Annotated in this window: 19 protein-coding genes; 10 read left to right on the plus strand and 9 right to left on the minus strand. The window is 63.7% G+C overall.

Annotated elements, in window-relative coordinates:
• Window positions 1-272 precede the first annotated feature (272 nt).
• The 3 genes from NKI35_RS16285 (at window position 273) to NKI35_RS16295 (ending at window position 2225) form a co-directional block, all read left to right on the plus strand.
• Window positions 273-611: an Hpt domain-containing protein gene (locus NKI35_RS16285; RefSeq protein WP_023700815.1), complete on the plus strand. Its 339-nt coding sequence runs from the start codon at window positions 273-275 to the stop codon at window positions 609-611.
• A 157-nt stretch (window positions 612-768) separates the two neighbouring features.
• On the plus strand, window positions 769-1089 hold the full coding sequence (locus NKI35_RS16290; protein ID WP_023673507.1) for a 2Fe-2S iron-sulfur cluster-binding protein: 321 nt from the start codon (window positions 769-771) through the stop codon (window positions 1087-1089).
• A gap of 104 nt (window positions 1090-1193) precedes the next feature.
• Window positions 1194-2225, plus strand: coding sequence for an NAD(P)/FAD-dependent oxidoreductase (locus NKI35_RS16295; protein WP_023673506.1), 1032 nt, complete (start codon window positions 1194-1196; stop codon window positions 2223-2225).
• 20 nt (window positions 2226-2245) lie between these two features.
• On the opposite strand, the gene NKI35_RS16300 is transcribed toward NKI35_RS16295, so the two are convergent.
• Together NKI35_RS16300 and NKI35_RS16305 are read right to left on the minus strand one after the other, a co-directional pair.
• On the minus strand, window positions 2246-3730 hold the full coding sequence (locus NKI35_RS16300) for an MDR family MFS transporter (RefSeq protein WP_023833166.1): 1485 nt from the start codon (window positions 3728-3730) through the stop codon (window positions 2246-2248).
• Window positions 3731-3962: 232 nt separating this feature from the next.
• Entirely contained in the window at window positions 3963-4583 is a 621-nt protein-coding gene (locus NKI35_RS16305; RefSeq protein ID WP_352536834.1) for a DUF922 domain-containing Zn-dependent protease, read from the minus strand.
• Between the two features lie 163 nt (window positions 4584-4746).
• On the opposite strand from NKI35_RS16305, the gene folP reads away from it, so the two are divergent.
• The 3 genes from folP to folK are packed head-to-tail and all read left to right on the plus strand — an operon-like array spanning window position 4747 to window position 6471.
• Complete coding sequence (folP, locus tag NKI35_RS16310; RefSeq protein WP_352740876.1) at window positions 4747-5592, plus strand: dihydropteroate synthase; 846 nt, start codon at window positions 4747-4749, stop codon at window positions 5590-5592.
• Between the two features lie 17 nt (window positions 5593-5609).
• The gene (gene folB / locus NKI35_RS16315; RefSeq protein ID WP_023673502.1) at window positions 5610-5969 is read left to right on the plus strand and encodes a dihydroneopterin aldolase; all 360 of its coding nucleotides are present in this window, start codon (window positions 5610-5612) and stop codon (window positions 5967-5969) included.
• Window positions 5953-6471 carry a 2-amino-4-hydroxy-6-hydroxymethyldihydropteridine diphosphokinase gene (folK, locus tag NKI35_RS16320; protein WP_023685987.1) on the plus strand — a complete coding sequence of 173 codons (519 nt, stop codon included), beginning with the start codon at window positions 5953-5955 and terminating at the stop codon, window positions 6469-6471. Before folB ends, folK begins: the two co-directional genes overlap by 17 nt.
• Here folK and NKI35_RS16325 read toward each other — a convergent pair.
• Both NKI35_RS16325 and NKI35_RS16330 read right to left on the minus strand, forming a co-directional pair.
• Window positions 6468-7016 (minus strand): DUF924 family protein, encoded by a 549-nt coding sequence (locus NKI35_RS16325; RefSeq protein WP_023673500.1) that lies wholly within the window; start codon window positions 7014-7016, stop codon window positions 6468-6470. The genes folK and NKI35_RS16325 overlap by 4 nt on opposite strands.
• Window positions 7016-8863, minus strand: a complete 1848-nt coding sequence (locus tag NKI35_RS16330) for a monovalent cation:proton antiporter-2 (CPA2) family protein (RefSeq protein ID WP_352740877.1) — start codon at window positions 8861-8863, stop codon at window positions 7016-7018. Before NKI35_RS16330 ends, NKI35_RS16325 begins: the two co-directional genes overlap by 1 nt.
• A 160-nt stretch (window positions 8864-9023) precedes the next feature.
• Between NKI35_RS16330 and NKI35_RS16335 the strand changes: the two genes are divergently transcribed.
• The 3 genes from NKI35_RS16335 to NKI35_RS16345 all read left to right on the plus strand — a co-directional run bounded on the left by NKI35_RS16335 (window position 9024) and on the right by NKI35_RS16345 (window position 11732).
• Window positions 9024-10013, plus strand: a complete 990-nt coding sequence (locus NKI35_RS16335; protein ID WP_352740968.1) for an AraC family transcriptional regulator — start codon at window positions 9024-9026, stop codon at window positions 10011-10013.
• A gap of 60 nt (window positions 10014-10073) precedes the next feature.
• Complete coding sequence (locus NKI35_RS16340; protein WP_352740879.1) at window positions 10074-11282, plus strand: MFS transporter; 1209 nt, start codon at window positions 10074-10076, stop codon at window positions 11280-11282.
• Between the two features lie 183 nt (window positions 11283-11465).
• The gene (locus tag NKI35_RS16345; RefSeq protein WP_023688654.1) at window positions 11466-11732 is read left to right on the plus strand and encodes a hypothetical protein; all 267 of its coding nucleotides are present in this window, start codon (window positions 11466-11468) and stop codon (window positions 11730-11732) included.
• A 344-nt stretch (window positions 11733-12076) separates the two neighbouring features.
• Here NKI35_RS16345 and NKI35_RS16350 read toward each other — a convergent pair whose 3' ends face one another.
• The 4 genes from NKI35_RS16350 to NKI35_RS16365 form a co-directional block, all read right to left on the minus strand.
• The gene (locus NKI35_RS16350) at window positions 12077-12625 is read right to left on the minus strand and encodes a hypothetical protein (RefSeq protein ID WP_023673495.1); all 549 of its coding nucleotides are present in this window, start codon (window positions 12623-12625) and stop codon (window positions 12077-12079) included.
• An 82-nt stretch (window positions 12626-12707) separates the two neighbouring features.
• Window positions 12708-13772 carry a YcjF family protein gene (locus NKI35_RS16355; protein ID WP_023700805.1) on the minus strand — a complete coding sequence of 355 codons (1065 nt, stop codon included), beginning with the start codon at window positions 13770-13772 and terminating at the stop codon, window positions 12708-12710.
• Complete coding sequence (locus NKI35_RS16360) at window positions 13769-15247, minus strand: YcjX family GTP-binding protein (protein ID WP_352740881.1); 1479 nt, start codon at window positions 15245-15247, stop codon at window positions 13769-13771. The genes NKI35_RS16355 and NKI35_RS16360 overlap by 4 nt, the downstream gene beginning before the upstream one ends.
• A gap of 86 nt (window positions 15248-15333) precedes the next feature.
• On the minus strand, window positions 15334-15837 hold the full coding sequence (locus NKI35_RS16365; protein ID WP_023693370.1) for a SixA phosphatase family protein: 504 nt from the start codon (window positions 15835-15837) through the stop codon (window positions 15334-15336).
• A gap of 254 nt (window positions 15838-16091) precedes the next feature.
• Between NKI35_RS16365 and dksA the strand changes: the two genes are divergently transcribed.
• Window positions 16092-16508 (plus strand): RNA polymerase-binding protein DksA, encoded by a 417-nt coding sequence (gene dksA / locus NKI35_RS16370; RefSeq protein ID WP_023673491.1) that lies wholly within the window; start codon window positions 16092-16094, stop codon window positions 16506-16508.
• A 176-nt stretch (window positions 16509-16684) separates the two neighbouring features.
• Here the strand turns inward: dksA and NKI35_RS16375 are convergent, their stop codons facing one another.
• Window positions 16685-17401, minus strand: a complete 717-nt coding sequence (locus NKI35_RS16375) for a hypothetical protein (RefSeq protein WP_352653609.1) — start codon at window positions 17399-17401, stop codon at window positions 16685-16687.
• Window positions 17402-17423 lie beyond the last annotated feature (22 nt).

Here is a 17423-nt window from a genome sequence, read left to right on the forward strand (position 1 = left end):
TTTGCCTGATTCTGGCTCGTCTTATCCCACGCAGGAGGCTGAAAATGGACCTTCGTATCGTAATGACACACAGGGGTAAAGAAAACATGCATTCCGCGAGATACGTAAAACTTTAAATATAAGGTTAACGACAACGTGATCTAACCGCCTCAGCGGCAACAATTTTCCAGCCCATTCATTAACGCGTTGGCGACGGAAATCGCCTAGTTTTTTCGGCGATCGGCACAAGGAGTTTCAAATTGGTACGCGGTGAAAGCGGCATTGCCTTCTCAATGCCGGGCGGCGATGCGTCGGGACCGGCCCGTTCGCGCCCAGTGGATCTGGCCCATCTGGCCCGTCAGACAATGGGCGATCGCGCCCTCGAACAGGAGGTATTGGCACTGTTCGTACAGCAGGCGCTTTCCGTCCGCGACAGAATAGTCGATGCCGACATCAGGGAGCGACTGCTTCTGGCGCATGGGCTGAAAGGTTCGGCGCGCGGGGTCGGCGCCTTTGCCATCGCCGACTGCGCCACCTCGATCGAACAGCAGCCGGAAGATGCGCGCATCCTCAAGCGCCTCGGCACCCTGATCGAGGAAGTGCGCGATTTCATCGCCGCCATCAGCCGGTAATGGCTGCCGCTCGGCAGCGGCCACCGGGATGAATCGACGGGGCCAGGGCGTGCTTTGGCCAGCTTTCCGAAAAAACGTCACAAAGCGGCGCTTTCGCGCCGCAGTTGACTTGTCCGGCGGAGTGATTATCTCGGCTGGGACTCCCTTCAGGTGACAAATGACCAAGCTGACCTTCATTGCCCATGACGGCACTCCTTTCGATGTCGAGGCCGAAAACGGCTCGACCGTCATGGAGAATGCGATCCGTAGCGCGGTGCCGGGCATCGAGGCAGAATGCGGCGGCGCCTGCGCCTGCGCGACCTGCCATGTCTATGTCGACGAAGCCTGGACGGCCGAGGTCGGCGAGCCGGAGGCGATGGAAGAGGACATGCTGGACTTCGCCTATGACGTCCAGCCGAACTCGCGGCTGTCCTGCCAGATCAAGGTGCGCGACGCGCTTGACGGCCTGGTCGTGCGCGTGCCGGCTCGCCAGGGTTGATCTCCCGTACCATCTGATTTTTCCCGCCGCCGCTTGGCAGCGGGCCAATGCTCATGCAGTCTCGCGCCAGTTTCGCCCCAGTCTGACAATGAGGCTCGCCTGGCATGACCGATGTAATCAAGACGGACGCACTCATCGTCGGGGCGGGTCCGGTCGGCCTGTTCGCCGTGTTCGAACTTGGCCTCTTCGACATGAAGTGCCATCTGATCGATATCCTCGACCGACCGGGCGGCCAATGCGCCGAACTCTATCCGGAAAAGCCGATCTACGACATTCCAGGCTGGCCATCGATCTCGGCGCAAGGCCTGGTCGACAGACTGCTCGAGCAGATTCACCCGTTCAAGCCGGATTTTACCTTCAACCGCATGGTCTCCAGCCTGGAAAAGCTTGACGACGGCTCATTTCGGGTCACCACCGACGAGAACGAGGTGTTCGAAGCCAAGGTGGTGGTGATCGCCGCCGGTGGCGGCTCGTTCCAGCCCAAACGGCCGCCCATTCCCGGCATCGAGGCCTATGAGGGCAGGAGCGTCTTCTATTCGGTGCGCCGTATGGAGGAATTCCGCGGCCACGACCTCGTCATCGTCGGCGGCGGCGATTCCGCACTCGACTGGACGCTGAACCTGCAGCCGGTGGCAAAAAGCGTGACACTGGTCCACCGGCGCGCGGAATTCAGGGCGGCGCCCGACAGCGTCAACAAGATGTATGCCATGCAGGAGATGAAGCAGCTGGAGTTCCGGGTCGGCCAGGTGAGCGGCCTGACCGGCGCCGACGGCGAACTGGCCTCTGCTACCATCAAGGGCGGGCCTGACGGCGACATCGAGGTGCCGTGCACGCGCATGCTGCCGTTCTTCGGCCTGACCATGAAGCTCGGCCCGATCGCCGAATGGGGGCTCAACCTTCATGAGAACCTCATCCCGGTCGATACCGAGAAATTCCAGACTTCGGTGCCAGGCATCTTTGCCGTCGGCGACATCAACTGGTACCCAGGCAAGCTGAAGCTGATCCTGTCGGGTTTTCACGAGGTGGCGCTGATGGCGCAGGCCGCCAAGCGCATCATCAGCCCCGGTGAGCGCATCGTCTTCCAGTACACGACGTCGTCGACCAGCCTGCAGAAGAAGCTCGGCGTCGTGGAGTAGGTCCTACAGGGCTTTCCGAATCACTCCACCAGAACGACTGGCGCCTCGGCGTCGTCGCGGCCGCGCAGTGACTTCTCCGGCATCAGCGCCAGCGTCATCAGCGCCAGCACGAGCGTGACGGCCGCGGCAAGGAAGATCATCATGAAGGGCGTCGCCGAGACGATCTGTCCGGCAGCCGGCGCGCCTTCGCCGGCAAGCGGCAGGCCATAGCCGAGCGCGACGGCGCCGAGCATGGCGACGCCGAGCGCGCTGCCCAGCGAACGCAGGAAGGTCAGCACGCCGGTGGCAACGCCGAGATGCGCGCGGTCGACGGCGTTCTGCACCGATACGGTGGCGACCGGGAAGGTGGTGCCGCTTCCAAGGCCGATGCAGATGGTCAAGAGCTCGACCACCAGCAGCGAGGCGCGGCCGGCGACCAGGCTGAGCACGCCAAGACAGATAATGGCGAAGAGAACGCCGACCATGGCGATACGCTTGTAGTGGAAGAAGCGCGGTATCGTGCGGCCGCTGAACGTCGCGCCGGCGACCGTTCCGAGCAGCAGGCCGAGCATGGCAAGGCCCGACTGGCTGACCGACAGGCCGATGATCGACTGCAGATAGACCGGCAGATACACCGACAGGCCGATATTGGCGGCCTGCAGCAGGAACATCGACGCCGTGCCGGCAAGCACGATCGGATTGCTCAGCACTTCAAGCGAGATCAGCGGCTCGGCCGCACGCATCAGCCGCAAAGCGAACGCAGCCCAGAAGACCGCCGAACAGGCGAGCAGGCCGACGATCTCGCGCGAAGCCCATGGATAGGCGCTGCCGCCCCAGTTGAGGGCCAAAAGCAGCAATGCCGTCGCCACCACCAGAAGCAGCGCGCCCGGCGCGTCGATGCGATGCCGCTTTGCGGCGACCGGCAGTTTGCGCAGCGGCTTGTTGATGATGGCCATGGCCAAGATGCCGAGCGGGATGTTGATCCAGAAGATCAGCGACCAATGGAGATGTTCGGCAAATCCGCCGCCGAGCAAAGGCCCGGCGATGCTGGCGACAGCCCAGGTGCCCGAAATCCAGGCGGCATAGCGCGCGCGTTCGCGCGGCGGCACCAGGTCGCCGATGACGATCTGCGCCAGGGCGAACAGGCCGCCGCCGCCCGCACCCTGGATCGCCCGGCCGATGACCAGCACGAACATGTTGGGGGCCATGGCGCTGACCAGCGATCCCAGAAGGAAGATCAGGATCGCCGCATAGACGGTCGGCCGGCGGCCATAGACGTCGGAAATCTTGCCGTAGAGCGGCGCCATGGCCGTCGCCGTCAGGAGATATCCGGTCACGATCCACGGCAGGTAGTCGGCGTGGCCGAGCGAACGGCCGATGGTCGGCATGGCCGGCGCGACGATGGTCTGGTCGAGCGCCGCCAGCAGCATCGACAAAAGGATGCCGGCGATGATGACGTTCTTCTCGCTTTCCGTAAGCGGCGCGGCGGGCGCCACCCTAGCCGGCTTGTCGACAGCCTGGTCCATATCAGTGCATCCACAGTGTCTGCGAGCGATTGCGCGGCGCCAATGGCCGCTCCGCTATACGCCGCCTCGATTGGTCTTGATCTGGTGTTTCGAAGCTCGAGCCTTGCCACCTGACATATCTTGCGAGCCTGAAATATGTCGTCCCGTATAGGCCGATTTCGACCTTTGCCCGAAAATTTTCTGGGGCTGGCCTCATGTTTCGGCAGAATTGGCTTGGTATCAGCCCTGTGGTTCAGCCGGGCGGAAGCTGGCCGTTCTGGACGCGCTGCATGCGGTAGCGCAGCAGCCGCAGGATGCGGCTTTCGAAATTCACGCCTTCGACGCGGTCGAAGCGCAACTGGTCCTGGTCATGCCTGGCGAGTTCGGCCGCGGTGATCTGCGCCGCCTTCGCCTTTGCCCCGGCGCAGGTCTTTTGCGCAAAGCTCGCGTTCAGCGCGTCTTCGAGCAGACGGCCGTGGTTCTTGGCGATCTCGACATGACGCTCCTCATGGCGCTTGATGTCGGCCGACAGGGTGTCCCAGAACAGCCTGACATCGGGATCGGCCTTGCGCGGCCTGCGCCACTCCGGAAGGATGACCTTGACCTTGACGGTAACGGCGGCCTTGGCGATGCGGCAGGTGTCTGCGGTTTGCGCGTAGCTGATGCGGGTGGTGAACGCCATCTGGGTGGCGCCTGGATGCCGCATCCCGGTGCTTTTCACCTCGGGTCCATGCTTCGACAATTGCGTTTCGATGTCATCGAGCGTGCTGCCGCCGATGGCAAAATAGCTGTAGGTTTTCACCAGATTGGCAGCATTCGCCGGCAGGACGGTCAAAGCCAGCATCATGGCGCAGAGCAGGGGTCGTTTCATCATGTTGCCTCTTCACTCACCTTGCTTTACGGCCGTTGCCGGCGCAACGGAATTGATCTTCCACCGATCACGCATCGTTGATGGATTGCAAGCGCTCGATGAGCCACATGCCAATGAGCCACATGCCAATGAGCCACATGCCAATGAGACACATGGTTGAAGGACAATGACGACAAGGCGATGGCAACTGGCGCATAAGTGCCATCTCGACCTTGGCGAGAAAGCCATTGTGGTCGGCATTCTCAACGTCACGCCGGACAGTTTTTCGGATGGCGGACTGTTCATCACGCCTGACCAGGCGGTGGCGCAGGCGCACCGCATGGTGGAAGAAGGCGCCGCCGTCGTCGATATCGGCGGGGAATCGACGCGCCCCGGCGCCTCGCCCGTGACGCCTGAAGAAGAGCAGACCCGCATCCTGCCGGTGATCGCAGCACTCGCCGGTTCAGGCGAAGCCCTGATTTCGGTCGACACCTATCGCGAGGAAACCGCGCGCCTCGCCGTCGCCGCCGGCGCGCATATCGTCAACGATGTCTGGGGCTTGCAGCGTGAACCCGGCATCGCCCGCGTCGCCGCCGAGACCGGCGCCGGACTGGTCATCATGCATACCGGGCGCGGGCGGCAAAAACTGCCCGATGTCATCGCCGACCAGTTTTTGTTCCTCAAGGCTTCGCTGGAAATCGCCAGGCGCAGCGGCGTCGCGGACGATCATATCGTACTCGATGCCGGCTTCGGCTTCGCCAAGGAGACGGCTGAGGAAAACCTCGACCTGATGGCGCGGTTTTCCGAGCTTAAGGAGCTCGGTTTTCCCTTGATGGCCGGCACCTCCAGAAAACGCTTCATCGGCACCGTCACCGGCCGCGAAGCCGGCGCGCGCGCCGCCGGGACGGCAGCCACCAGTGTCATTCTGAGGCTGAAGGGCGCCGATCTGTTTCGCGTCCACGATGTCGCAATCAACGTGGACGCACTGGCGGTCGCCGATGCTATGCTGGCGCGCGAAAAGCCAGGACGCTGAGCCCAGGACAGTAAGAAATGTACGTCATCCGCATGAAGAACTGCGCCTTCTTTGCCCGGCACGGCGTGCTGGATGAGGAAGAGGCGCTTGGCCAGCGTTTTTATGTCGATGCCGAGTTGACGGTCGAGCCCAGCCGCCCGCTGGAGGATGATTCCATCGAGGACACCGTCAATTACGGCATCGCCTTCACGGTGATTGAAAAGATCGTCACTGGACATCGCCGCTTCCTGATCGAGGCGCTGGCGCTCGAAGTGGCGAAGGCGCTGACTTCACGGTTCCCGCAGATCAGGAAGGCCGAGATCACCGTGCGCAAGCCCAACGCACCGGTGCCCGGCGTGCTCGATTATGTCGAGGTGACCGTTGTCTGGCCAGAGTAACAATAACACGGTCTATCTCAGCCTTGGCGGCAATCTCGGCGATCCCTCGGCCTCGATGGCGGCGGCGCTGCGCCTGCTCGACGCCGACGAGAGCACGCGCGTCGTCGCCGTCTCCTCACTTTACCGCACGCCGCCCTGGGGCAAGCTCGACCAGCCGGATTTCCTCAACGCCGCTGCCGAAATCTCGACCTCGCTGGCGCCAAGGGCGCTGCTCGACCTCTGCCTCGAGGCCGAGCGCAAGCTGAAGCGGGTGCGCGAGGAGCGCTGGGGTCCGCGCCTGATCGACATCGACATATTGGTGTTCGGCGACCGCACAATCCACGAAACCGGGCTGGAGGTGCCGCATCCCCGAATGGTGGAGCGCGCCTTCGTGCTGGCGCCCTTGGCAGAGATCGCGCCGGATCTGGCGGTGGGCGGCAGGAGCGTGACCGAGCGGCTCAGCGCCGTCGATACGTCAGGCATAGAGCGGCTGGCTTCCGGCCGCGATTGGTGGCTGGGTTAACCGGAGAAGCCGCCGCCATCGAGAAATGCCTGTTCGTCCGCCGTCGTCTCGCGGCCAAGCATCTTGTTCCTGTGCGGAAAGCGGCCGAAGCGCTGGATGATGTCGCGGTGCTCGATGGCGTATTTCACATACTCCGGCGCCCTGGCGGTGGTGAGCTCGACCGATCTGTCCTGGTCGGCGGGCAGTTCCGAATGTTCGTAGGGCAGGTACAGGAAGACGCGCAGGTTTTCTTCCAGCGAAAGGTCATGGCCGGCCGCAATCGCCTTGGCGGCAAAGTGCCGTGCCAGCGGATCGGTGGCGTACATATGGCCTGAGCCGCGAAAGCAGTTGCGCGGAAACTGGTCGAGCAGGATCATCAGCGCCAGCGAACCCTCGGCATGCTCCGACCATGCGTCGCACTCGCGCCGCGCGGCGGCAAAGTGCAGGTCGAGAAACCTGCTGCGGAAATCCGCGTCGAAGACGTCGTTCTTCTCGAACCACGCGTCTTCGCCGGCCTCGCGCCAGAATTTGGTGACGGCGAGCGCGCGCTCATCCGATGCGGTCATCAGCTTTCCCCCTGATCGGCGGGCTCGGGCTTGTGCAGCACGCCGGCCGTCTCTTCGTTCAGCGCCTGGCCGGGCCGGCGCGGTTGCGTCAGCGGCGTCGGGATCGGCGTGCCGGTATTGCCCCTGAGGAAACGTTGCCCGGCGCGGACGCCTTCGGCCAGCTGCGTCTCCAGTCGGGCATTGTCGCGCCGTCGCACATCCTCGATGACATCGGCGACATCTTCCGGCTCGACGCCCAAAACCTCGAGCGCGGAACCGCCGAAGACGAGGGCCGATTCGAAGGTCTCGCGCAGCTGGAAGTCGACCCCGGCGCGGATGAGCGACAGGGCGGTGCCGCGATCGAAGGCACGCGCCAGGACAGTCAGCAACGGGAACTCCGCCTTGATCAGTTCCGCCATGCGCACCGTGGCGTCCGGCTTGTCGACGCAGATCAGCACGGCGCGCGCGCGGCCTGCACCTGCGGCGCGCAGAATGTCGAGCCGCGTGCCGTCGCCATAGTAGACCTTGAAGCCGAAATCGGCGGCCGCCTGTATCATTTCGACATCATTGTCGATGATCGACACATCGATGCCGCGCAACAAAAGCGGCTGGCTCGCGATCTGGCCGAAACGGCCGAAGCCGATGACCAGCACGCTGCCGGTAAGGCCGTCGGCGATGTCGACGCCTTCAAGCGACTGCTCGTCGCGCGGCGTCAAATATTTGAGCGCAATGATGGCCAGCGGCGTCAGCACCATGGAGATGATGATGATAGCGGTCAGCGTTGCGTTGGCCCGGCTGTCGATGATGCCAACCGCCGCCGCGGCCGAATAGAGGACGAAGGCGAATTCGCCGCCTTGCGCCATGATCACGGCGCGTTCCAGCGCTTCACGATGACCGCTCTTCAGCATGCGGGCGACGAGATAGATGCCGAGCGCATTCATCGCCATATAGGCGACGACATAGACGGCGATCAGCCGCCAGTTGTCGGCCACCACATGCAGGTCGAGCGACATGCCGACGGCGAGGAAGAAAAGGCCAAGCAGGATGCCGCGGAATGGCTCGACGTCGGCCTCCAGCTGGTGGCGGAAAGTCGATTCCGACAACAGCACGCCGGCCAGGAACGCGCCCATCGCCATCGACAGGCCGGAAAGCTGCATGGCCAGCGCTGACCCCAGCACGACCAGAAGTGCTGCCGCGGTCATCACCTCGCGCGCCTTGGCGTCGGCCAGGATGCGGAAGAACGGATTGAGCAGATAGCGGCCGGCTACCACCAGCCCGACGATGGCGCCAAGACCGATGCCGATTTCGGCCAGCCTCTGCTGCAGGGTCATCTCGGCGCCGCCCGGCGCCAGGAAGGCGACCAGCGCCAGAAGCGGCACGATTGCTAGATCCTCGAGCAGCAGGATGGACACGATGCGCTGGCCCTTGGGGCTGGCCATCTCGCCACGCTCTTCGAGAAGCTGCATGACGATCGCCGTCGAGGTCAGGACGAAGCCGGCGCCGGCAACGAAGGATTGCGCGATCGGAAAGCCGCCGGCGAGACCAACACCGGTAAGCAGCAATGCGCAGACGCCGACCTGCAGCGCGCCGAGGCCGAAAATCTCGCGGCGCAGGCCCCATAGCCGCGACGGCTGCATCTCCAGCCCGATGATGAACAGGAACATGACCACGCCGAGTTCGGCGACATGCAGGATGGCTTCCGATTCGGAAAAAATGCCAATACCGAACGGGCCGATGACCACGCCCGCGGCGAGATAGCCGAGGATCGAGCCCAGCCCCATGCGTTTGAAGATCGGAACGGCGACGACGCCTGCGGCAAGCAGCGCCACCACCTGAATGAGATCGCTGCCCGACGCTTCCGCTGCCATGCCTCTTGTCCCTGTGTCCGACAGCACTCCTTGCATGCACTGGGAGCGGGAGGCAAGGGCGGGAAGCCTGCCAGAATGGGTAGGGTGCCGTGGCAGCGATTCCCCGGTGGAACAACAGTCTGCGCTTGCCTGTCGGACGGCCGGTATCTATATCTGGCAAATGCCTGATTATTCGTCCCAGCCGTCGCCGCTGCCACATATCCCGATGGATGCGCTCAGCGAAGTTCTGCAAGACTTTCGCTTGAGTGGCGTCAACTATGGCCGCTGCGAACTCCGGCACCCATGGAGCATAGACTTTCCGCAACAACAACTGCTTCGTTTTCACTTTGTCGGCCAGGGTCCATGCTGGATTCACACCGAAGCGCAAGGCTGGCAGGAGTTGCGCGATGGCGATCTGGTGCTGCTGCCGCAAGGCATCGCCCATCGGCTGGCGAGTGCGCCGGACGTGGTGGGCGATTCGCTCGAGGGCTGCCAGGTGATCAAGTTGGGCGGCAACGTTTGCGAAGTGATACGGCAGGGAACGGGCGCGACAAGCACCCTTTTCTGCGGCTCCATGTCTCTCGGCTCCTATGCGCTCAATCCGTTGATCACGTTGATGCCGCCTCTCATCAAGGGTTGCGACGTGGCCGGCAATGACCCGATGGTCGGCCCTTTGCTGGCGGCCATGACGGTGGAGGCCGCGCAACCGCAGATGGGCAGCGCCACCATCCTGTCGCGTATGGCGGATTTGCTGACAGCCAGGCTCATACGCTGCTGGGTCAATTGCAACGGCGCCTCGACCATCGGTTGGCTTGCAGCCATCCGCGACCCCCATATAGGGCGCGCTCTGGCGGCCATGCATCGCGATCCCGGCCACAACTGGACGCTGGGAAGCCTGGCCGGCGTGGCAGGCCAATCGCGTTCGATTTTCGCCGAGCGCTTCAGCGCGGTATTGGGTGAGGGCGCCGCACATTATCTCGCCCGCCTGCGCATGCAGCTTGCCCGCGAATTGCTGGGCCAAAACGGCTTGTCTGTTGCCGAAGTCGCTACCCGTTTGGGCTATGATTCCGAGGCGTCCTTCGCCCGCGCGTTCAAGCGCATCACCAATGTCTCGCCAGGCGTTGTGCGCCGCACAATTCCCGGACGAATGGATATGAATTTCGGATTTTAAGGTACATAACATCCGGGCGGACTCGCCTATCTAAGATCTCCAAACTGTGGAGATCTTCCCGTGACTGACACAACATTACAGCTTGAAGACGGCGCCATTGGCCTTGATGCCGATGCACCAGCCGCGTGGAGCGCGGCCACCTGGTTCGCGGTCCTTTCATTGGCGGCCACCAGCTTTGCCCTGGTGTCTGCCGAATTCTTGCCGGCAGGTCTGTTGACGCCGATGGCGCGCGATCTCGGCATCAGCGAGGGAACGGCCGGACAGGTCGTCACCGCCACCGCTTCCGTTGGCGCCGTGACGGCCATGTTGAGCAATGTTCTCATCGGTCGATTGAACCGCAAGGCGGTGCTGGTTGGCCTCATGGCCCTGGCGGTCGGTTCCAATATTCTTGCGGCGCTGGCGCCCAATTTCTGGCTGCTGTTGCTGGGCCGGGCCGGGTTGGGGATCGCTCTTAGCGCTTTCTGGGCACTTTCCGTTGCCGTCGTGGCGCGGCTGGTTGGCGCCAATGCGACAGGTCGCGGCATGGCGATCGTGACCCTCGGCGTCTCGCTCGCCACCATTGCCGCGCCGTCGATGGGTGCGTTGATCAGTGACTGGCTGGGATGGCGCAGCGCCATGGCCATGACGGCGGGGCTGGCCGCGCTTGCCATGCTGCTGCAGCTTCTCAGCCTGCCGACCTTGCCTGCGGCGGCAAGCAACAGCCTTGCAGACGTCTTTCGGCTGACACGGCGGCGTGGCATCCAACTCGGTATGCTTGCCATTGTTCTGCTGATGACCGGGCATTTTGCCGGCTCGGTCTATGTGCGCCCGTTCCTCGAACAGGTGACGCTCCTCACAACCGGGCCGATTGCCCTGGCGCTGCTCGGGTTCGGCATCGCCGCTGTGATCGGCAATATTGCCGGTGGCCGCCTGGCCGACACCAACATCCACATGGCCCTCGCAGTAACCGCCGCGTTGATGGCGTTTGCGGCACTCGCTTTGGTGCTCTGGGGCGCGCAAACCGGCGTTGCCTTCGGCTTTGTTACGCTCTGGGGCTTCGCCTTCGGCATGGCGCCGGTGGTGCTGCCGACCAATATGTCTCGCGCGGCACCTGATGCGCTGGAAGCAGCAGGCAGCCTGATGGTCACTTCCTTCCAGGTTGCCATCACCGTCGGTGCGGTTGTCGGCGGCTATGTCGTGGACACCTATGGCGCTACGGGACCTTTGACCCTAACCGCCGTCCTTGCCGCGGCGACGGCCGCACTGGCGCTGCTGCAGCCTCGTGGCTGAAACCTTGCTTCGTCTGACACGGGCGGCCTCAATCAGGCCGTCCGCGCCGTTGCAGCAGCGCTGCACAGGTTTATGCGCCGCACACGTTGCGTTTTGCCGCAATCGGCGGCTATGGGACGCCAGGCTTCGGCCGTTGGAAGGCAGCGACGATCAAGTTCTGCCTTCGTGAGGAGAATGACTGACATGAAGAAGTTTTTGCTCGTCGGCGTGGGTGTCGCCATGCTTGCCGCATCGGCCTGTTCGAAGGCGCCTGAATGCACGCAGGAGATTGCCGCCAAGAAGGCGCAGGAGATGACCGCCGCGCTGCAGGAGGCGATCACCAAGGATCCGTCCAAGGCCGCCGACCTGACCGCCAAGGTGCAGGCTGTGACGACCAAATATCAGGGCGCTACCACGCCGGCCGACGCCTGCAAGGCCTATGACGAGCTGACGGCCGCCATCAAGGGCTGATTCTTCGTTCGGAAATTGAGAAAGGCGGTGGCTCGAGTAGCCGCCGCCTTTTTTGCTGGTGTTCTTAAAGCGCATCGCGCTGACACTAAGGACGGCCGGCACGCACAGGACCCTGACACGTTGGCCTTGCTGTGGCTTGGGCCATCGGAGACGCTGACATCATCGGTTGCGCGCCACATGTCCGGTCGCGACAGAAAGGTGCCGCCCCGAGCGGCCCGTGCTCGAGGAGCGCCAACCTGGCCGCAAGGTGGCGTGTCACTTCCCGACATCGAGCTGAGCGGAACAGCTCAGCTATCGCGCAGTGCAACCCCGTTCCGCGCTTTTTTCGGGGAACCGCTTGAGAGTCAGTTTTTGGCGATGGAGCCGACTTCGACGGCGTCGACGCGCTTGAGGCTCATGCCGATGACCGGCACCAGTTGCTGGTCGACGCGCACGGCGATAGTCACCGTCATCGAATTGTCGTCGGGAATGCGGGCCTGCATGACGCCGCGCAATTGGTTGCGGTTGATGGTGAAGACGACTTTGCGGGCATCGACCACGTTGCCGCCGATGATGTCCAGGCCCGACCCCGCGGCGCCGCCCATGAAATTGCCCTTGTAGTCGCGGCCCTTGCGCTCGACGGTCGCCGACATTTTCTGGGTGAAGACACCGACGCGGCAGTCGCCATCGAGCGTCATGCCGGTCTTGTTGTCCGGCGTCGAGCCGTCGAAGCTGCAGGTGAACTTCGTGCCCTTGTATTTGCCGGCGATGATTTCGCCCGGGCCGACCCATTTGCCTTCGACGGTGCGGAAGAACTGCTTGTCGGGCTCGGCTGCAAAGGCTTTCCCGGTCGGGCCCAGAGGTGCTGCAAGCGCGACCAGGGGCAGGACGCAGGACAAGATTACGCTTTTCATAGACGACACCCGGCAACAAGGAGGCTGTTGTTGGACGACCATGAACAAGATTGGTTAATGCTTGGTGACCGCGAGAGGGCGTTCACTTGCTTGAGGCGGGTGCTTCATTCTCTTTTTTGGCCGCAAACGAGGTCAGCGCCGACAGGAAATCGCCCATACCCGGCCGCCTGCCGGCAATGAAGGGCAGGGGCCGCGCCGTCTCCATGGCAGCAATGCCGATACGCGCCGTCATCATGCCGTTTACCACGCCTTCGCCGAGTTTCGCCGACAGCCGGGCGGCAAGGCCATGGCCGACGATCTGCTGGACGAAGCTGTCGCCGACGGCGATCGAGCCGGTCACCGCCAGATGGGCAAGAACGCTGCGCGCCAGCCGGAAAAAGCCCAGCGTGCCCGGCCTGCCGCCGTAGAGTTCGGACAAGCGGCGGATCAGGCGCCCGGCCTCGAACACGACATAGGCAACGTCTACGAGTGCGCGGGGGCTGACGGCGGTGACCAGCGACACGCGTTTGGCTGCTTCGAGGATCATCACCTTGGCTCTCGCATCGAGCGGCCCGAGAATCTCGGCTTCGGCCAGTCGCACCAGATTGCCGCCATCAATGATCTCGCCGCGCAATTCGGCCAGGGAGCGCCTGCCGGCCGCGGTTTCGGGTTTCGCAGCGACAAAGGCCGAAAGCTCTTCGACGACGGCCCTTGCAGCCTTCGGATCGTCGCGCGCCACGGCATCGAGCGCCCGCTTTTGCAGTTTTTCGACCTCGGCCAGCCGGGCGATAGCCAGGAATTCGCGCACCAGCACGACTGCGAGGGCCAACACGGCAATTGCGGCCATTCCCGCTGCCAGCCACCCCAGCCACTCTGCGCGCTCGAACAGGTCGCGGATGAGCTGGTCGGTCCACAGGCCGACGGCGAGCGAAACCAGCACGCCGACCGCGCCGAAAAACAGGCTGGCAAACAGCGAGCGCCTGCGCGGCGCGGTCGCCGGCGGCGGTTCGGCGGCGACAATGTCCGGCTCATCGAAGACATCGATCTCGGCCGGCACGACGACGGTGCGCGGCTTGCGCGGCGGCTCGGCATGGGGGCGGCGCGTTTCCTGCTTCGGTTCGGCCTCCGGCTCGATGCGGAAAGCTGCCGGTCTGCGGGGCGCGGTCATGCCAGATGGTCTCCGATCAGGAACTGCAAGGCGCGGTCTAGCCTGATATGCGGCAGCGACAGCGTGACGCCTTCAGCGGTGCGTTCGAGCTTTGGCGGGCGAAAGCGCACGAAACGGATCGCCGGATCGTCGCTGCTCTGCCGGTGGTCGGCTTCCGAAACGTCGAAAACCGCGTCAATTTTCTCCGGCAAGTCCCCGGGAAATATGGCGGTTTCGGCTTTACCATCAAAGGTTTCGCCGTTGATCTTCTCGCCCTTCAGCGGCGTGCCGATGATCACCGGCAGGGTTTCGCGGCCTTGCTTGACCGTGCCTTCGCGCGTCGCGCGCACCGCCGCCATGGCGACCACGTCGACATCGGCGCCGGTGAAATTTGCCCGCGCCACGGCGCGGTCGGCAAGCCGCCGCACGATTGCCTGCAGCCGGTCATGGCTTTCGTGATGCAAATGGTCGGCCTTGGTCGCGGCAACCAGGATGCGGTCGATGCGGCGTGAAAACAGGTCGGTGAGGAAATTGCCTCGGCCAGGACGGAAACAGGAGAGGATTTCGGTCACCGCGCGTTCCAGGTCGGCCATCGCGCCGGGGCCGGCGTTCAACGCCTGCATGGCGTCGATCACCACGATCTGGCGGTCGAGGCGGGTGATGTGTTCGCGGAAGAACGGTTTCACCACATGCGTCTTGTAGGCCTCGTAGCGGCGCTCCATCATCGCTTGCAGCGAGCCGGAGCGCGGCCGTTTCTCACCCTTGAGCAGCAAGGGCGCGAAGGTCAGCGCCGGCGATCCCTCGAGGTCGCCAGGCATCAGGAAACGGCCGGGCGGCAAGGTCGAAAGCGCCCGCTCGTCGAGCTTGCAGGCCTTGAGGTAGGCGGCAAAGCTCTCGGCGAGGCGTCGCGCCGTCATCTCGTAGGCATCGGCATTGGGGTCGATGGTCGCCGACAGCGTCCGCCAGTCCTGCGACACGTCGGCCCGCACCGGCAGCATCGCCATCTCGAACGCCTCGCGCGAAAAATCGGCGAAGGATTTGCCGAGCAGCGGCAGGTCGAGCAGCCATTCGCCGGGGTAGTCCACGATGTCGACCGACAATCGGCCGCTGGAAAACATCCGGTTCCAACCGGAGGCAGACTCATATTCGATGGTGAGCCTGAGTTCCGAAATGGCGCGCGTCGAGTCCGGCCAGGTGCGGTCGTTGACCAGGGCGGAGATATGGTCCTCGTACTGAAAACGCGGCACGGCATCGTCCGGCTGTTCCTCGAGGAAGGCGCGCGCGATCCGGCCCGACTTCTGCGCCTCGAAGAGCGGCAGGCGCCCGCCATGGATGAGATTGTGGACGAGAGCCGAGATGAACACCGTCTTGCCGGCCCGGGACAGGCCGGTGACGCCCAGCCGAAGCGACGGCGAAAAAAGCCCGCTCGCACGCCCCGACAGCGTATCCAGGGCAATTCTCGCTTCGTCGGTGAAAGTGGTCAGCGATGATGCCAAAATCTGTTCTCTCAGGCGTGCTCTTGCGCCCGATATAGGCTTTGCGGTTCAAGTTTGAAATGACGCCCGGCCTCGGCCGGCTCGGCTCAGAGATCGACGGGCGTCAGGAAGGCTTCGAGATAGCCCGCGCCTTGCGCAGCCTCGGTGAGGGTGCCGTCGAAGCGCACGACCGCAAGGCCGGAGGTCGGGAAACCATGGTTCATGATGGCCCGAGCAGCCTCGTCGCCGTCGCCCGAGACCGCCATGGCAAGGTCTTCCGTCATCGGATTGTGGCCGATGACCAGCAGCGAGCCGGGGCCGCCATTGCTGCGGATGATGGCGAGGTAGCCGGCGGCATCCTCGCTGTAGAGCGTGTCGAAGAACAGCACCCGGCCGGTATCGGTGTGGCCGGCGATGCCTTCCAGCGTCTGGCGCGCCCGCTTGGCGTTGGAGCAGAGCGTGATATCGGGGATGTAGTTGCGGGCACGCATCGCCGTCCCCATCATTTCGGCATCGGCAATGCCGGATGCGTCGAGCGGGCGATCGAAGTCGCGCACGCCGGGCAGGGCCCAGCCAGCCTTCGCATGCCTCAACAGATACAGTCTGCTCACCGGACCCCCAATGGTGTGCTGCCCACCAATGACACAACTGGATTAGCCACGAGAAAGGCCTGAGGCACAATGGGCGCCGCCGCCCAAGCGCAACGAATCATGTGCGAATTCGCCCGCGCCCTTCCTATGGAAGGCTTTGCTGAGGATCGCCCGCGCGGCATTAACAATTGCGTGAAACGCGCGCGGATTACGCTTGTGCAGCCTTCTCTGCGCGAATATATAGGCGCCAAATTTGGGGTTGTTGGGTGAGTCGAATGAACGATATCGTTACAGCCAATTACGTACCCTCCGAAGACGAGCCGTTCATGAACGAACGGCAGAAATCCTACTTTCGCTTGAAGCTCGTCACCTGGAAGACCGACATACTGCGCGAAGCGCGCGAAACCCTCGAAATCCTGCAGCAGGAAAACGCCAACCATCCCGATCTCGCCGATCGTGCTTCCTCGGAAACCGACCGGGCCATCGAGCTTCGGGCCCGCGACCGCCAGCGCAAGCTCATTTCAAAGATCGATTCGGCGCTGCAGCGCATCGATGAAGGCACTTACGGCTATTGCGAGGAAACCGGCGAGCCGATCGCGCTGAAGCGACTCGACGCGCGTCCGATCGCGACCTTGTCGATCGAAGCGCAGGAGCGCCACGAACGCCGCGAGAAGGTCTATCGCGACGATTGAGCCGCTGCCGTCAGGCAGGACTGTTTCATCGAAATGGCCGGGTTTCCCGGCCATTTGTGTTTTTAGCGAAGGGTTTAATCGCACGAAGTTAAAGCGCGTTGCGCTGAACGGATTTGTGCGACGCGCTTTAAGCGGCGTTCCGATCGGGAATCGGCAAGATGACGGCTCGCCGGGCTTTATCGTTTCTGGCTGGCGAGTTCGCCGAGCAGCTTGGTCATCTCGTCGTCGAGAGACTGCGGTGCCTTCGCAGCCGGCTTGCTTGCCGGTTTGGGGTGCGAATCGTCGAGCGAGACCTCGAGCTCCCGCATCAGGGTATCGTCGATGGACTCATGCTTCGGTGGCGGGGCCTGCCGGGCAGTATTGGCGGCGGAGCCATAGGCCGGCAGCGGTGTCACATTGCTCGCCTGGTAGATTTGAGCCGGTTTCGCCGCCGGTGCGGCCTGGCGCGGCGGAACGGCGGCTGGAGCAGCCCTTACCGGTTGCGGCGGTGGCGCCTGCCTTGCGGGCGCGGTGGGAGCGGGTTGTGCTGCGCGCGGCCGCGGCGCCTGTTGCTGCTGGCCAACACCGCCATCGCCGGTCAATGCCGGACGGCGTGGCGCTGCAAGCCTGATATCGCGCTCGACGACAACGTCGGTTGGGCCGCCGATCAAAAGCAGGTGTTCGATGTCGTCGCGACGGATGAGCACCAGCCGGCGGTGGCTGTCGACCGCCGTGGCGTCCATGACCGCCAGCCGTGTCTTGCGGTTCCTGCCGCCGGCAACGAAGGTGCCGAAGGTCAGGTTGCGGACCAGCCTGATGATGATGAGCACGATGACCAGCAGGACAAGGGCAGCAAACGTCCACAGCAGCGCTGCGGCATATCCGGGACCCGCCACATTATCCAGCCACTGCATCGGTGCCCCCAATCGGCTTTTG

The organism is Mesorhizobium sp. M0676, from assembly GCF_040320535.1.
Taxonomy (GTDB): Bacteria; Pseudomonadota; Alphaproteobacteria; order Rhizobiales; family Rhizobiaceae; genus Mesorhizobium.

What these genes read in the sequence shown, in the direction of transcription:
- NKI35_RS16285 (WP_023700815.1), top strand. Translation starts at nt 273, where the DNA reads ATGCCGGGCGGCGATGCGTCGGGACCGGCCCGTTCGCGCCCAGTGGAT.
- NKI35_RS16290 (WP_023673507.1), top strand. Translation starts at nt 769, where the DNA reads ATGACCAAGCTGACCTTCATTGCCCATGACGGCACTCCTTTCGATGTC.
- NKI35_RS16295 (WP_023673506.1), top strand. Translation starts at nt 1,194, where the DNA reads ATGACCGATGTAATCAAGACGGACGCACTCATCGTCGGGGCGGGTCCG.
- NKI35_RS16300 (WP_023833166.1), bottom strand. Translation starts at nt 3,730, where the DNA reads ATGGACCAGGCTGTCGACAAGCCGGCTAGGGTGGCGCCCGCCGCGCCG.
- NKI35_RS16305 (WP_352536834.1), bottom strand. Translation starts at nt 4,583, where the DNA reads ATGATGAAACGACCCCTGCTCTGCGCCATGATGCTGGCTTTGACCGTC.
- folP (WP_352740876.1), top strand. Translation starts at nt 4,747, where the DNA reads ATGACGACAAGGCGATGGCAACTGGCGCATAAGTGCCATCTCGACCTT.
- folB (WP_023673502.1), top strand. Translation starts at nt 5,610, where the DNA reads ATGTACGTCATCCGCATGAAGAACTGCGCCTTCTTTGCCCGGCACGGC.
- NKI35_RS16325 (WP_023673500.1), bottom strand. Translation starts at nt 7,016, where the DNA reads ATGACCGCATCGGATGAGCGCGCGCTCGCCGTCACCAAATTCTGGCGC.
- NKI35_RS16330 (WP_352740877.1), bottom strand. Translation starts at nt 8,863, where the DNA reads ATGGCAGCGGAAGCGTCGGGCAGCGATCTCATTCAGGTGGTGGCGCTG.
- NKI35_RS16335 (WP_352740968.1), top strand. Translation starts at nt 9,024, where the DNA reads ATGCCTGATTATTCGTCCCAGCCGTCGCCGCTGCCACATATCCCGATG.
- NKI35_RS16345 (WP_023688654.1), top strand. Translation starts at nt 11,466, where the DNA reads ATGAAGAAGTTTTTGCTCGTCGGCGTGGGTGTCGCCATGCTTGCCGCA.
- NKI35_RS16350 (WP_023673495.1), bottom strand. Translation starts at nt 12,625, where the DNA reads ATGAAAAGCGTAATCTTGTCCTGCGTCCTGCCCCTGGTCGCGCTTGCA.
- NKI35_RS16355 (WP_023700805.1), bottom strand. Translation starts at nt 13,772, where the DNA reads ATGACCGCGCCCCGCAGACCGGCAGCTTTCCGCATCGAGCCGGAGGCC.
- dksA (WP_023673491.1), top strand. Translation starts at nt 16,092, where the DNA reads ATGAACGATATCGTTACAGCCAATTACGTACCCTCCGAAGACGAGCCG.
- NKI35_RS16375 (WP_352653609.1), bottom strand. Translation starts at nt 17,401, where the DNA reads ATGCAGTGGCTGGATAATGTGGCGGGTCCCGGATATGCCGCAGCGCTG.